The sequence below is a fragment of the Brevibacterium spongiae genome, assembly GCF_026168515.1.
Taxonomy (GTDB): Bacteria; Actinomycetota; Actinomycetes; order Actinomycetales; family Brevibacteriaceae; genus Brevibacterium; species Brevibacterium spongiae.
This window is the reverse complement of the sequence record NZ_CP093443.1, coordinates 1,287,981-1,301,942: the sequence shown is the minus strand read 5'-3', so window position 1 is coordinate 1,301,942 and position 13,962 is coordinate 1,287,981. Positions and strand designations below refer to the sequence as shown.

Sequence of the window (13,962 nt, the reverse complement as noted above, 5' to 3'; positions counted from 1 at the left end):
TTCGATGATGTGATGACACCATCGTGGTGACCGGCTCTGGCGTGGGACTGTGGCGTTCCTGGGCCGCAGCTGAGGATACTCAGGCGGGCTGTGTTTCGTCCCACCAATCGAGGACGCGTTGGGCCTGCAGCGTCACCCATTTCGTGGGTTCGCCGACAGGAACGTCGACGTGGAACCAGACGTCGCCGTCGAGGCGGTGATCTTGATTCCAGCGTCCGTCCGCGGTTCTGCGCGAACGGATCATCTCGACCGCCCCTTCCATTCGCGGATCCGGATCGGCTCCGTCAAGAGTCCGCGCCTCGCGGAAGTAGTCAAGAGCCGGCAAGACTCCGTAGAACCACCGCCTGGGGTGGAACAATGCGAGGGCACGATCGTCGAAGGGCTCACCGGTGCCTCGGCGACGGAACAGATCCCTGGAGAGGAGGTATTCCTCCCCCCTGGCCCTGGCCAGCTGCACGCGTGTTCCGTCACCGGTGGCTATCTGATAGTCGAGCAGCGCGACGAGTGCGTTGAGGGTGGAGTGGTAGGACGAAACCCTTGAGCCTTCGACCCATTCGCAGTTCCACCCGCCGTCGGGCAGCTGGTGGTCGAGGAACCAATCGACGAGGCCTTCGACGTCGGCTCCCAGCCACAGGCCGTTCGACACCGTCCATGAATTGATGCACACGTCGACCTCACCGCCCCAATAGGGCAGATCCTCGTATTCCCATCGTGCGGACGTGAGCTTTTCCGCTGTCCCCTCCAGCGCCGAGGCGGGCGCTCCCCATTCGCGCAGGTCCTTTAGCGCCCATGTCGTCGCCGTCCACGGTTGGGGTCGATCATCATCGAAGGTGAAATCGGACGGGAAGTAGGCTCCACCGGCCCATTGCCCGTCCGCATCCTGGCGGCTCAGCAGATCGGCGCCGAACCCCTCATGGACGACCTTCGCTCGGGTTGCCTGCCAGGTCGCCTCCTCGGCGCCGAGCAGGTCGCGTTCGACCTGCCAACGCAGCGCCGGATCGGAATCGAGCAGCCAGTCGGACAGTTGTGTGCTGATCATCGTTGATCTCCCACCTCGGTCGAACAGTCTCTTCGAGAGTAAGCGCCCAACCGTGCGATGACCATACCCCCGCAGCGGAAAACGAGGATGATTCATCGCCGAGGCGGCACTTGACCCTGTTCCGAGCACAGGGTCTTTCATGGCAAGCAGACAGAGACCAGCTGCGAAAGGAAAAGACAATGACTGCTGCGATTCGTCCCGACACCGCTGCCCGCCCGTTCGGCGCACATCTTTCGATGCGCTGGTGGGTGCCCGTTCTGCTCACCGTCGTCGTGGTCGGAGCCACGTATGCACTGCAGAGGCTGTTCCTGGCTGCCGCGGCGATCGTCGAGGTCGGCCTGTGGGACAAGGATCCCCATGATCTCACTCTGACTCCACTGACCTACCTGGCAACGAATCTCGCGATCATCCTCTTGGCTCCGCTGACACTCGTGGTCCTGCGACTGGTGGCGAAGACCCCGTGGCGCAGCGTCATAACGCCGGTGCTCCGGTTCTCCTGGCGCCGCCTGGGCAGCTATACGGTGCTGTTCGCGGGGCTGATGATCGTTCTCAATCTCGTCCTCGCCGTCGTGCAGCCATCACCCGGTTCGGCCTTCCAGATCACGGGAACGACGATCGCGCTGCTCGCCGTGGTCCTGCTGACCACTCCCCTTCAAGCTGCCGCCGAGGAGGTCGTCTTCCGCGGAGCGCTCACTGCGGCGTACGCGTCGTGGATCCGTGCCGCGCGCCCGGCGCTCATCATCGGAATCAGCCTCTCGACCCTGCTGTTCGCGTTCCTGCACTCGAGTTCGGATCCGTGGATGTTGCTCAATTACCTCGGTCTCGGTGCGAGCACGGCACTCATGGCCATGCTCGGACGCGGGTTGGAAGCCTCCATTGCGTTCCACGCGATGAACAACGTCTTCGCCATGGTGATCGGTTCGCTCTTCGCCTTCGGCGGAGGAATCAGTCAGGATCGTTCAGCCGGAGCCGCCGGCCCGTACATGCTGCTGTCCATCCTTGCCCAGGCGGTCGCCGTGGTGTTGGTCTGGAGGATCGAGCGCAAGCGGAATCGTGCCGATGATTCGGAGAAGCCGGTCCTCCGCTCAACCGCGCAGTGACCGCTCCCAGGCTCACTCCTATCGGAGTCCGTGCGGACAAAAACTCCCCCATCGGACTCTTCGTCGCGATGAGGGAGTTGAACGGTAGCGGGAGGGGGACTCGATCCCCCGACCTCACGATTATGAGTCGTGCGCTCTAACCAGCTGAGCTACCCCGCCCCAGCGCCGCATTCCAGGCGGCACGAGAGCCCCGAAAGGGAATCGAACCCTTGACCTTCTCCTTACCATGGAGATGCTCTGCCGACTGAGCTATCGGGGCAACAGGTAAGAATTTACACGGGTTCGCATTGCCAGGGCAAATCGGGGCGAAGTGACGTCACTCACAAGCGATTGTCTCGCTGCCGAAACACTCAGCACACCTCGCTGAACCAGCGCCGCAGCCTGCGGAGGCTCCTAGAAGCTCCCTATTTCACGGGATCGAATCGCCCCGCCAGGAAGCCCTGCAGACGACCGGGATGGTTGGTGATGATCCCGTCGACCTCCGCGTTGAGGAGCTCCCGCCATTCGTTCATCTCATTCGCGGTCCAGACGAACACCCCGAGATCGTTGTCCCTGATCTCGGTGACGACGGACTTCCGCATGGAGAAGCCCTTATAGGACGGGTTGATGGCCACCGCCCCGAGGTCGCGGGCGATCTCGATGTCCTCCGGCTTGGGCACCATGCGCAGCAGGAACCGCGCGACCATGGGCAGGAGGTCTCTGCAGGTCTCGAGCGTCTCGAGGTTGAAGGACTGGACGATCATGCGGTCGGCGATGCCGGTCTCGACGACGAGTTCGGAGATCCGCGCCACCGCACCGGAGGACCACTCCCCCTTGAGCTCGAGCAGGAGTTCACCGCCTCGGTGCTGGATGTCGCGCATCACGGCGGCCAGGGTGGGGATCCGCACTCCGTGGAATCCCGGCCCCATCCAGGACCCGGCGTCGACGAACGACAGCTCTTCGGCCGTGAGGTTGGCGACAGGCCCCTTCCGGTTCGTGGTCCGGTCCAGATCAGGGTCATGAAGGATCACGGGCACGCCGTCGGCACTCGTCGAGGTGTCGACCTCGATGAAGTCCACCCCGAGCGCGCGCGCCGCGTCGACCGCGGCCAGACTGTTCTCGGGCACGACTGCCGAATACCCTCGATGCGCGATGACCAGCGGTCGGCTTCCGGACCCGGGGCGCTCAATGATGCCCCGTTCGTTGAGGAACTGCAGAAAGCTCATGGGTTCACCCTATGCCCTGACAGCGCGAAGTCGCATGACGGATACCCTTCCTACCCTGGGCGTCTCCGGCCTGCAACGAATCTGGAACAACTTCTCGCACTCTTCGACGCAGTCCCTGCCTACGCTGACTGCTGTGACCACTTCGATACCGCGCCATCGCGACCTCACCCTCGACCTCGCCCGCGTCGTCTGTGTCCTCGTCGTCGTCTTCGTCCACCTCGTCCTCGTGGGAGCCGGACGCAATCCTGACGGCTCGCCCTTCATCATCAACCCGGTCTCCGGGCAGCGCTGGTTCGCTCCGGCGACCTGGATCGCCGAGATCATGCCGATGTTCTTCGTCGTCGGCGGCTTCGCGGCCCGGGTCGGCTGGGACTCGGCGCAGCGCCGCGGCGAATCGGCCTCGACCTTCGTGCGCACTCGTCTGCGTCGACTCGCGCTGCCGGCCCTGCCGCTGTTCGTCGTCCTCACACTCGCCCTCGTCTCAATCCGCTTCCTCGGAGTCGATCCCGAATTGGCCGACGCGGTGGCCGTCCCTGTCGGGTCCGTGCTGTGGTTCCTCGCCGCGTATGCCCTCGTCCAGTCGCTGGCACCATGGATGATCCGCTGGCATGAGCACAACCCATGGTTGGCTCTCGTCGTCCTCTTCGCCGGCGCGTTCTTCGTCGACGTGGTCCGACTCGTCGTCGGCATCCAAGGGCTCGGACTCGACCGCATCTCCGCCGATGGCTACGGCATCGGGGATGAACTCTTCGGTCTGCCCAATGTCGCCTTCGTCTGGCTCTTCGCCCAGCAGATCGGCTTCTGCCTGCGCGATGGCTGGTTCTCCCGTGTCCGATGGTGGAATCTGGTCCTCATCGTCGCCGGCTTCGCCTGCCTGGGACTGCTGGTCATCCTCGGCGAATATTCGGCGAGCATGCTCACCAACCAGTGGCCGCCAACCCTCCCCTTGGCCGTTCTCGCGATCATCCAGGCCGCACTGCTGGCACTGCTCCACCGCCCGCTGACAGCGATCATGGACCGCCGCTGGGCGCAGGGCATCGTATTCTTCCTCGGCTCTCGACTGATGTCGATGTACCTGTGGCATGTGCCGGCGATCGTCGTCCTCACCGGGATCCAGCTGCTGTGGCTGCCGATGCCCGACCCCGGCACCGCAGCGTGGTGGCTGAGCCGCCCGCTCTTCGTCATCGCCGTGCTGCTCGTCGTGTGGGCGATCTCGACGGGCACGAAGCGCTGGGAGAGCCCGCCGCCGGTTCTCTCACCGAGGCTGCCCTCCGCCGCCGCGACGTTCGCTGCGGTCTGCGTATTCATCGTCCAATCGCTGGCGATCTCCACGTACGGACTCGACCTTCCGCTGGCCGTTCTCGGCCTTGTATGCACCGCGGTCGCGGTTTGGCTCACCGGCCCATCGGCGACCACTTCGAGACGGTCCGCTCCTGTGCCACCTGCGGAGGCGATGCCATCATCGCCGAGGTGAGCGTGCCGGTTCCCGATCGCTGCCCGGTCCCGTGTCATTGCTCAGTTCCGAACCGTCGCCCGGTTCCGCCTCGGTGCTGGTGGCTGCCTTCCTCTGCACTCGTCGTTCGCGCCATGCTGCGACCTCGTCGTCGACATTGCGCGGCGGGGTGAAGACCGGAGGACCCTCCCGCAAGTCCATGACGGCTTCTCGCACGCGGGCATTGAACCCGGACAGGTAGTCGCGGACCTCGGCTTCGGTGGTGAATGCATCGACCGTGTCCTCGAGGACGGCGTTCTCCTTCTTCAGCTGGAACGCGGCAGGAGCAACGCCGCCGATGCCTTCGGAATCCATCTTCTGTTTGATCCACCAGTCGGGATCAGAGGAGCTGTGCAGGCCGCTCAGCGGTTTGCCCAACCCGGGCAGGTCGTCGAAATCCCCGCGACTGATGGCCTTGTCGAGGGCAGATTCGACCACAGCGTTGCGGTCCTCAAGGGAATTCAGGCGCCGAGACGGCCCGCCTTCGGTCGGATCATCGCTCATCGTATCGCCTCTCCTGGGGCGCATCTGGTCGGGCGCGTCTCTTCGTCACTTTAGATGTGACGTCATCACCACTGATGCGGCGCTTCTGCCCGATGTCCTCCTACGGTAGGTGCGGCGGATAGGTGCACGCAAGGCTTCACGGACCCAATCGGCGGCGTGCATGAGCGGCTTCGAGATTCATATGTGGTGATCTTGATCAGTGCGTATGAATTTCGAGGCCGCGAGTGCCGACAGGCCGTACCCATACACACATTTTGATCATTAACCCCATAATCCCTGGTTGCATCGGGGATCATGAAAACGACCCCGCGTCCTGTGTTTCCACAAGTCGCGGGGCCGTTCACTTCTGCGTGGCAGATGAAGGATTCGAACCTTCGAAGGCAATGCCGGCTGATTTACAGTCAGCTCCCTTTGGCCGCTCGGGCAATCTGCCGCAGTCGGCGCTCGATGAGCACCTGAAAAGAATACAAGGCCCGGGGCCGATTCACCAACTCGATTGACGCAGGTCACAATTTCCGTCCTCGACTAGACTCGGAGGCAGAATCCACGCCCGCTGCCGGCGGGCACGAACCCACGCATACGAAGGAGCATCCATGGCCAGCGAATCCTCATTCGACATCGTCAGCAAGGTCGACCGCCAGGAAGCGGACAACGCCCTCAACCAGGCTGCGAAGGAGATCAACTCCCGCTACGACTTCCGCGGCACCGACGCCTCCATCGCCTGGAGCGGGGAAGCCGTGCAGATGAAAGCCACCAGCGAAGACCGCGTCAAGGCCATCCTCGACGTCTTCCAGTCGAAGTTGGTCAAGCGCGGAATCTCGCTGAAGTCCCTCGAGGACGGTGAGCCCTACCCCTCCGGCAAGGAGTACCGCATCGATGCCTCGATCAAGGAGGGCATCGACAAGGACAATGCGAAGAAGATCTCGAAGATCATCCGCGACGAGGGCCCCAAGGGCGTCAAGGCCCAGATCCAGGGCGATGAGCTGCGGGTCAGCTCGAAGAAGCGCGATGACCTCCAGGAGGTCATCGCCCTGCTCAAGAGCCAGGACCTCGAGGTCGACCTGCAATTCACCAACTACCGCTGATCCCACCCGACGTTCGCAGCACTCCCCCACTCATCCCCACATACCCCACTCAGCCGGCGGCCGCGAGACCATGACGAACTGCGTCCTCATCTGACGAAACCGGACGTTCCTTGACCCGCACGTGACGGCAGATGACCCCGATGTGCGCCGCCGTCGCTGTGAAAAGCTGACTGTCTGCCACTCTGACAGCATGTCCACCACCCTCACCACACCGCGGTTCTCAGCCTCGGCACCGGCCACCGCTGTCGAACCGCAGCCGACCGCCCGGCACCGACTGCGCCGAGCACTGTCCTTCGAGGTCATCCCTCCCCGGTCCGAGAAGCAGGCCGCACGGCTGCCCGGACTGCTGAAGTTCCTTGACTCGCTGAGCCCCGATTACCTCGCCGTGACATCCTCGGCGAACAGCGGCTGGCTGCAGGGCACCGCCGACTTCATCGCCGACATCACCGCCACCACTTCCCTGCGACCGCTGGCGCACCTGACGTGCACAGCCGGCACCGAGGCGGAGCTGCTGCCCTGGATCGACCACCTCCTCGGCGTCGGGGTGCGTGGGTTCCTCGCCGTCCGCGGCGACTTTCCCGCCGGAGAATCGAACCTGCCACCCGAGCACCTCCGCCACGCCGATGCGCTCGTGCAGCTGCTGCGCCGCGTCGAGACCGACAACGTCGCCTGCCTGGCTGCCGGACGCCTGGGCATCGGCGTCGCCGCCTACCCCTCGGGACATCCCGAGTCCACGGGACCCGAAGAGGACCTCGACGTGCTCGCTGCCAAACAGCGCAACGGCGCCGACTTCGCGATCACGCAGCTCTTCTTCGACCCGAACGCCTATGCGCGGCTGCGCCGTCGCGCCGAACACGCAGGCATCACGATTCCGCTCATCCCCGGTATCCTGCCGATCACCGACGTCAGACGCCTGCACACGATGGGCCGCCTCTCCGGACTGGCCGTCCCCGACCACCTCATCGCACGTTTCGACCATGCCGGCGATGCCGCCGCCGCTCGACGCATCGGGCTCGAGATCACTGCCGAACACACAGCCGCGATCCTCGACCAAGGAGCCGACGGCCTCCACTTCTATACGTTCAACGACCTGTCCACCACCGAAGAGCTGCTCACCGCACTCGATGACAAAGGAGTATCCGTGTCCTCATTCCCACCCCCACCACCACCTCGGCGGTGGCCGCCATCGACCGACAACACATCCACAACACAGAAGGAAGCACGTTCATGACCAGCTCATTCCCCCAGGCCACGATCACCGGCTACCCGCGCATCGGGCCCCGACGCGAGCAGAAGAAGGCCCTCGAATCCTATTGGGCCGGGCGCATCGACGCCGATGAGTTCGCCCAGGCCGTGCACACCCTGCGCATCGACACCTACCACCGGCTGCGCGAGCTCGGGCTCACCGAGGACTACGCGATCCCCGCGTCGTACAGCCACTACGACCACGTCCTCGACACCGCACTGAGCGTCGGTCTCATCCCCTCAGCGACAACGGGCACCGACTTCGACCTCGACGAATACTTCGCCCTCGCCCGCGGGACCGCGCAGCGCTCTCCGCTCGAGATGACGAAGTGGTTCGACACGAACTACCACTACCTCGTGCCCGAACTCGAGGACTCGACGCACTTCAAAGCTCACCCGCAGCATCTGCTCTCCCTCGTCTCCGAAGCCCGCGCCGCCGGCCACCTCGTCCGCCCCGTCCTCGTCGGACCGGTCACCCTGCTGACCCTGGCCAAAACCGCACCGGGCACCACCACCTCGCCGCTGGATCGCCTCGAGGAGCTCACCGCCGTCTACCTCGACGTCATCTCCATCCTCGCCGCCGCCGGCGTCGACTGGGTCCAGCTCGACGAACCGGCGCTCGTCACCGACGTCCCCGGCTTCACCGATGAGCAGCTCGCCGAGGCGGCCGGACGCGCCTATGCGACGCTTGCCGGGGCGAGCACGCACCCGAAGATCTTCGTCACCGCCCCTTATGGGACCCTGCGGTCCGGCCTCTCGGCACTGTCGAGCTCGGGTATCGACGCTCTCGGCGTCGACATCTCCGCCGCCACCCGCGCCATCGACCCCGGCTACCTCGATCGTCTGGCTGCCGAGGTGCCCGAGTCGACACACCTCGTCGCCGGCATCATCGACGGACGCAATGTGTGGGCCGCTGACCTGCAAGAGAGCCTCGATGTACTCACCGGACTGGGCCGCGAAGCGCTGAGCGTCTCGACCTCGACCTCCCTGCTCCATGTGCCTTATACAGTGGCCAACGAGTCCGCGCTCCCGGTTGATGTCGCCTCGTGGCTGTCCTTCGCCGAGGAGAAGGTGACCGAGGTCGAGGCCCTGACGACCGCCCTGACCGCCGGTCCTGATGCCCGCGCCGAGGCGTTCAACCGTTCGGATCGTGCCCGCCGCACCCGTGCCGAGTCCGCGCGGGTCCACAGCGCCGAGGTGGCCGCCCGGACCGCCTCCCTGGCCGATGACGACGGCTTCCGCACTGACTATGCGACGAGGCGGCAGGCTCAGTCTGCCCTCGAGATTCCGTCTCTGCCGACGACGACCATCGGGTCGTTCCCGCAGACGGCCGAGGTCCGCCGGGCCCGTGCCGACCATCGGGCCTCTCGCATCGATGATGCCGCGTACGAGTCGGCGATGAAGGCGGAGATCGATCGGGTCGTGTCCCTGCAGGAGGACCTCGGGCTCGACGTCATCGTCCACGGCGAACCCGAACGCAATGACATGGTCCAGTACTTCGCGGAGAACCTCGACGGGTTTGCGACCACGGACAACGGCTGGGTCCAGTCCTATGGTTCGCGCTGCACCCGTCCGCCGATCCTCTTCGGCGACGTCTCCCGACCGGCACCGATCACCGTCGAGTGGTCGACCTACACGGCGACTCGGACCCAACGGCTCGTCAAGGGCATGCTCACCGGTCCGGTGACGATTCTCGCGTGGTCGTTCGTCCGTGATGACGTTGCCCTGGCCGAATCGGCTGATCAGATCGCTCTGGCCCTCTCGGACGAAGTCGCCGACCTCGAGGCGGCCGGCATCGGCATCGTCCAGGTCGATGAGCCGGCCCTGCGAGAGCTGCTGCCGCTGCGGGAGACCGACCGTCAGGCCTACCTCGACTGGTCGGTGCGCTCCTTCCGGCTCGTCAATTCCCGTGTCGCGCCCGGAACGCAGATCCACACTCATCTGTGCTATTCGGAGTTCGGGGAGATCATCGATGCGATCAACGCCCTCGACGCCGATGTCACGAGCATCGAGGCGGCCCGATCACGGATGGAGGTGCTCGACGACATCGCCGACTTCGACTTCGTGCGCGGGATCGGGCCCGGCGTCTACGACATCCATTCGCCGCGGGTGCCCTCGGTGCCCGAGCTCACCGAGCTCATCGATGCCGCGTTGGCGAAGGTCCCGGCCGAGCGACTGTGGATCAACCCGGACTGCGGGCTGAAGACCCGCGGCTATTCCGAGGTCCGTGCCTCGCTTGCCAACCTCGTCGCCGCCCGTGATGCCGTTCTCGCCAGAGACGCGGAAACTGTGACGGTCTGACCCGGAACGGTCTGATCCGGCACGGTCTGATCAGTTCGGGAGGGAGGGCGCGCCTCGGTGCTGGGCCGAGGCGCGCCTCCCACCTGTCTGTCGCCTCAGCCCCGGGGCAGTTCGAGGGGAATGTAGTACAGGCCCTTGGAGTCCTCCTCCACGCTGACCCGCAGCCTGTCGTCGACGGCGATGAAGTCGCTGACCTTGATGGTGCCCTTCGTCTCGCTGAGTTTGCGCACGGCGAAGGCCGGGATGAGACCCTGGCGTCCCGAACCGTCGACGGCCAGGGCGTATTTCGGCCCGGTGGCCCGCACCCGAACGTCGATGGCGGACCTCTGTTCGCGCATCGCCACCGGATCGAGTTCATGCTCGGGATCGGTCAGCGCGGTGAGCTCGACCGCCAGAGTGTCGGCCATGTCATCGACCGTGGCGAGCATGTTCGCCATGGCACGGGCGAACTCGCCATGCAGCTTGCTCGGCTTCATCGCCGCACCCGGCTTGTACATGTCCTCATGGGTCAGCTCGCTCCAGGCGTCCTGAAGGCGGGTCTTGACCTGAATTTCTGCGAATACCGGTTTCCCCTGGTCAGAGGGGATGCGGAGGATGACGTGACAGGCTCGGTAGCCGCTGGCCTTCGGTGGATTCGTATAGTCCCTCGACTCGATGAGTTCGAAGGAGCCGAGCTGTTCGGGGTCGCGCAGTGCTGCGAACATCATGCTCTGGTCACGCGGTGACTTGCACAGCACCTTGATGCCGACGATATCGCGGATCTGATCCTCGACATCGTCGGTGTCGCGGACCTCGAGCTGCGGATCCTCATCGAACTTCTCGGTCAGCTTGGCCAGAGTCCTCGCGGCGTCCTTGATCCGATGCCCGTCGACGTCGAGGCGGGAGATGTCCTTGTCCTTGAGCAGGCCCTTCTGCTGCTCTTTGAGCCAGTGCTTGATCCGCACGGCCGCAGTCTGCCAGGCATCGAGCCGTTCGACGTAGGCTCGCTCGACGATCGTTCTCAGCAGCGATTCGTTGCTCACGAGACCTCCCTGCCAGCTGGTGGCGCGCAATCCGACTCATTGAGTGCGGTCGGGTGTGATCTGGACGTCTCCGACTCTACGCGCCGGAACCATCCCACACCGTCAGCGACTCGTCACCCCGGTGCACCGGGTGGAAATGAAGCTGCCGGTGCGGGATGGCGTGCGGAGTGGAGGAGGTGCCGCCAACGGGAGGGTGTGTCGCCAAGGGTGCGGGATGCCGCGGCAGGCTCAGTGCCCCTGAGCTGCCGGAAGCCCCGGCAGCTCCGGTGGCCTCAGTGACCGCCGGAAGGCTGTCCCACGGATTCGGCAGTGACGTGGCCGCGCGCCTCGGAGAGCATCGCCTCACGGGTGGCGAGCTTGACCCGCTCACGCCCTTCGGCCTCACCGGCGGCCTTCTCTGCCGATTCGACCCGGTGGTAGCCCTCCCAGTCGACGAAGTCGGTGCCCTTGGACTCGAGGAGTTCGACGATCGCCGTTTCGTCCGGGTAGACGGGGTCGGTGAGGACGCCTGCGGCCCGGTCGTCGAGGATATGCCCGATGGTCTCGAGCGCATCGCCCTTCGTATGCCCGATGAGTCCGACGGGACCGCGCTTGATCCAACCGGTCGTGTAGACGCCCTGAACGACGTCGGCCTCGGCGGCCTTCGACTGATCATCGGCGTCGACGACGCGACCCTCATGGTTGGGGATCACACGCTTGCGCTCATCGAAGGGCAGCTGCGGCAGCTGCGTGCCGGCGTAGCCGACCGCGCGGTAGACGGCGTCGAACTCCCAATCGTGGAAGCTCCCGGTTCCGTTGACGCCTCCGGAGCCGTCGAGTTCCATCCGTTCGGTCCGCAGCCCGCTCACCCGATCCTCGCCGAGGATGGCGACCGGTGCGTGGAGGAAGTGCAGGTGGAGACGACGCTTCGCTCCCGTGGGTTCACGCATCGTGAAGTCCGTGAGCGTCTTCGCAACCTGTTTGGTCTGATTGCTCGATTCGATGGCAGCCATGGAGCCGTCATCGAATTCGAAGTCTTCGGGATAGACGATGACGTCGACGTCCTTGACCTGACCGAGTTCGCGCAGCTCCAGCGGAGTGAACTTCGCCTGTGCCGGTCCGCGACGGCCGAAGATATGGACGTCGGTGACCTGCGAGGCTTTGAGCCCCTCGTAGACGTGGTCGGGAATCTCCGTGGTGTGCAGATCGTCGGCCTGCTTGGCCAGAACGCGAGCGACGTCGAGGGCGACGTTGCCGTTGCCGATGACGGCGACGCGCTGCGCATCAAGCGGCCAGGACTGCGAGACGTCGGGATGGGAGTCGTACCAGTTGACGAAGTCCGCGGCCCCGTACGATCCGGGCAGATCGATGCCGGGCAGATCGAGGGCGGCATCGACGAAGCAGCCGGTGGAGAAGATCACGGCATCGTAGCGATCGGTGAGCTCCTCGAGGTGGAGGTCGACACCGTATTCGACGTTGGAGAACAGGCGGATGTCACCGCGATCGAGGACCTTGATCAGCGCATTGATGATGCCCTTGATCCGTGGGTGGTCGGGAGCGACACCGTAGCGGACGAGCCCGAACGGGGTCGGCAGGCGGTCGAAGAGATCGATGCTCAGATCGAAATCGCGTTCCGCCTTCGTCATGAGATCGGCCGCGTAGATCCCAGCAGGACCGGCGCCGACGATGGCCACCCGGAAGGGTCGAGTCATTCTCACACCTCTCTTTTCAGTCTCATCGAGTCTATCGTCAATGTAGGTGATCCTTACAATGACGTGAGCAAACTCGCACGTCTGCCCATCGCTCAGCCTCGACGAATCGGACCGCCTCGGCGAACGGCACCCCCCGCAGCACACGCGACTGCCGTGGACACCGTCCGCCTCGGCACCCCCTCATCATTAGACTGAAGTCCGTGAGTACGAACCCTGCCCCCGATGAGAGCGCCATCCGGCGCGCCGGCCTGATCAACGGATTCTCCGCCTACCTGCTGTGGGGCGTCATGCCGCTGCTCTTCGCGGCCGCCGCTCCCACCGGCGCCCTCGAACTCGTCTCACACCGCGTCATCTGGTCGTTGGGCTTCTGCGCGATCCTCCTCGTCTTCACCGGCGGGTTCATCCGGACCTGGCGGGTTCTGCGCTCACCGCGCCTCTTCGGCCTCCTGCTCCTGGCCTCGGTGCTCATCGCGATCAACTGGACGACGTTCATCTACGGGGTCGAGACCAACCAGCTCGTCGAGATATCCCTCGGCTACTACCTCAATCCGCTCATCTCCATCGGATTGGGCGTGATCTTCCTCGGTGAGAAGCTGCGGCCTCTGCAGTGGACCGCGGTGGGCTTCGGCCTGCTGGCCGTCATCATCGTCGGCATCGGTCTCGGTCGGGTCCCCTACCTGGCGTTCACGGTCGCACTGTCGTTCGGTCTCTACGGACTCGTGAAGAACAAGGTCGGCAGCCGTGTGGGCGCGCTCGAGGGCATGGCGGTCGAAAGCCTCGTCCTCTCAGTGCCGTCGGCGATCTACCTCTTCGTCCTCGGATCGATGGGGCTGCAGACCTTCACTGGGTTCGGCGGCTGGCACGTCTTCGTCATCATCATCACCGGCCCGGCCACCGCCATCCCGCTCATCCTCTTCAGCGCCGCCGCCCGCCGCATTCCCCTGTCCTGGGTGGGCATGCTCCAATACCTCACCCCGACGATCCAGTTCATCCTCGGCGTCACGGTCCTCGGCGAGATGATGTCGACGACCCGGTGGATCGGCTTCTTCATCATCTGGATCGCCGTCGTCCTACTCTGCACCGACCTCGTGCGCACGAGCCGGCGCCGCCGCCCAGGACCAACGGCTCAGGCTTAGACCCTGCCCGAGCGCGGAACCATCCGGTTCCGCATACAGTCACCCTCGCCGAGGCGGCCGAACCGTGCCGCACGCATCAAACCAGAAATCTTCGCACGATCTCTTGACACCCTCCCTGGCACCATGGTTCATTAGTTAGGTA

General features: G+C 64.8%; 11 protein-coding genes and 3 tRNA genes. 6 read left to right on the top strand and 8 right to left on the bottom strand.

Annotated elements, in window-relative coordinates:
- Positions 1 to 79: 79 nt before the first annotated feature.
- Positions 80 to 1,039, bottom strand: coding sequence for a squalene cyclase (locus L1F31_RS05770; RefSeq protein WP_265419714.1), 960 nt, complete (start codon positions 1,037 to 1,039; stop codon positions 80 to 82).
- 179 nt (positions 1,040 to 1,218) lie between these two features.
- Here L1F31_RS05770 and L1F31_RS05765 point away from each other — a divergent pair, with 179 nt between their 5' ends.
- Positions 1,219 to 2,139 carry a CPBP family intramembrane glutamic endopeptidase gene (locus L1F31_RS05765; RefSeq protein ID WP_265419713.1) on the top strand — a complete coding sequence of 307 codons (921 nt, stop codon included), beginning with the start codon at positions 1,219 to 1,221 and terminating at the stop codon, positions 2,137 to 2,139.
- 85 nt (positions 2,140 to 2,224) lie between these two features.
- Here L1F31_RS05765 and L1F31_RS05760 read toward each other — a convergent pair.
- From L1F31_RS05760 to L1F31_RS05750, 3 genes are all read right to left on the bottom strand, one after another.
- Positions 2,225 to 2,298: transfer RNA gene (locus L1F31_RS05760), tRNA-Met, on the bottom strand.
- Between the two features lie 27 nt (positions 2,299 to 2,325).
- Positions 2,326 to 2,398, bottom strand: a tRNA-Thr gene (locus tag L1F31_RS05755).
- A 145-nt stretch (positions 2,399 to 2,543) separates the two neighbouring features.
- Positions 2,544 to 3,344: a glycerophosphodiester phosphodiesterase gene (locus tag L1F31_RS05750; protein ID WP_265419712.1), complete on the bottom strand. Its 801-nt coding sequence runs from the start codon at positions 3,342 to 3,344 to the stop codon at positions 2,544 to 2,546.
- 133 nt (positions 3,345 to 3,477) lie between these two features.
- Between L1F31_RS05750 and L1F31_RS05745 the strand changes: the two genes are divergently transcribed.
- On the top strand, positions 3,478 to 4,818 hold the full coding sequence (locus tag L1F31_RS05745; protein ID WP_265419711.1) for an acyltransferase family protein: 1,341 nt from the start codon (positions 3,478 to 3,480) through the stop codon (positions 4,816 to 4,818).
- Here L1F31_RS05745 and L1F31_RS05740 read toward each other — a convergent pair.
- Positions 4,804 to 5,340, bottom strand: coding sequence for a DnaJ family domain-containing protein (locus L1F31_RS05740; RefSeq protein WP_265419710.1), 537 nt, complete (start codon positions 5,338 to 5,340; stop codon positions 4,804 to 4,806). The genes L1F31_RS05745 and L1F31_RS05740 overlap by 15 nt on opposite strands.
- Before the next feature lie 351 nt (positions 5,341 to 5,691).
- Positions 5,692 to 5,773: transfer RNA gene (locus L1F31_RS05735), tRNA-Tyr, on the bottom strand.
- A gap of 160 nt (positions 5,774 to 5,933) precedes the next feature.
- Between L1F31_RS05735 and L1F31_RS05730 the strand changes: the two genes are divergently transcribed.
- The 3 genes from L1F31_RS05730 (at position 5,934) to metE (ending at position 9,971) form a co-directional block, all read left to right on the top strand.
- On the top strand, positions 5,934 to 6,425 hold the full coding sequence (locus tag L1F31_RS05730; protein ID WP_265419709.1) for a YajQ family cyclic di-GMP-binding protein: 492 nt from the start codon (positions 5,934 to 5,936) through the stop codon (positions 6,423 to 6,425).
- 190 nt (positions 6,426 to 6,615) lie between these two features.
- Positions 6,616 to 7,656, top strand: a complete 1,041-nt coding sequence (locus tag L1F31_RS05725; RefSeq protein WP_265419708.1) for a methylenetetrahydrofolate reductase — start codon at positions 6,616 to 6,618, stop codon at positions 7,654 to 7,656.
- A complete protein-coding gene (metE, locus tag L1F31_RS05720; protein WP_265419707.1) occupies positions 7,653 to 9,971 on the top strand; it encodes a 5-methyltetrahydropteroyltriglutamate--homocysteine S-methyltransferase in 2,319 nt (772 codons plus the stop codon). The genes L1F31_RS05725 and metE overlap by 4 nt, the downstream gene beginning before the upstream one ends.
- Positions 9,972 to 10,066: 95 nt before the next feature.
- On the opposite strand, the gene L1F31_RS05715 is transcribed toward metE, so the two are convergent.
- Positions 10,067 to 10,993: a GTP pyrophosphokinase gene (locus L1F31_RS05715; RefSeq protein ID WP_265419706.1), complete on the bottom strand. Its 927-nt coding sequence runs from the start codon at positions 10,991 to 10,993 to the stop codon at positions 10,067 to 10,069.
- A 272-nt stretch (positions 10,994 to 11,265) separates the two neighbouring features.
- Entirely contained in the window at positions 11,266 to 12,684 is a 1,419-nt protein-coding gene (locus L1F31_RS05710) for an FAD-dependent oxidoreductase (protein ID WP_265419705.1), read from the bottom strand.
- 200 nt (positions 12,685 to 12,884) lie between these two features.
- Here L1F31_RS05710 and rarD point away from each other — a divergent pair, with 200 nt between their 5' ends.
- Complete coding sequence (gene rarD / locus L1F31_RS05705) at positions 12,885 to 13,820, top strand: EamA family transporter RarD (RefSeq protein ID WP_265419704.1); 936 nt, start codon at positions 12,885 to 12,887, stop codon at positions 13,818 to 13,820.
- Positions 13,821 to 13,962: the final 142 nt, after the last annotated feature.

Excerpts from the sequence above, each read along its gene's own strand:
- L1F31_RS05770 (WP_265419714.1), bottom strand. The coding sequence starts at position 1,039 with ATGATCAGCACACAACTGTCCGACTGGCTGCTCGATTCCGATCCGGCG.
- L1F31_RS05765 (WP_265419713.1), top strand. The coding sequence starts at position 1,219 with ATGACTGCTGCGATTCGTCCCGACACCGCTGCCCGCCCGTTCGGCGCA.
- L1F31_RS05750 (WP_265419712.1), bottom strand. The coding sequence starts at position 3,344 with ATGAGCTTTCTGCAGTTCCTCAACGAACGGGGCATCATTGAGCGCCCC.
- L1F31_RS05740 (WP_265419710.1), bottom strand. The coding sequence starts at position 5,340 with ATGAGCGATGATCCGACCGAAGGCGGGCCGTCTCGGCGCCTGAATTCC.
- L1F31_RS05730 (WP_265419709.1), top strand. The coding sequence starts at position 5,934 with ATGGCCAGCGAATCCTCATTCGACATCGTCAGCAAGGTCGACCGCCAG.
- L1F31_RS05725 (WP_265419708.1), top strand. The coding sequence starts at position 6,616 with ATGTCCACCACCCTCACCACACCGCGGTTCTCAGCCTCGGCACCGGCC.
- metE (WP_265419707.1), top strand. The coding sequence starts at position 7,653 with ATGACCAGCTCATTCCCCCAGGCCACGATCACCGGCTACCCGCGCATC.
- L1F31_RS05710 (WP_265419705.1), bottom strand. The coding sequence starts at position 12,684 with ATGACTCGACCCTTCCGGGTGGCCATCGTCGGCGCCGGTCCTGCTGGG.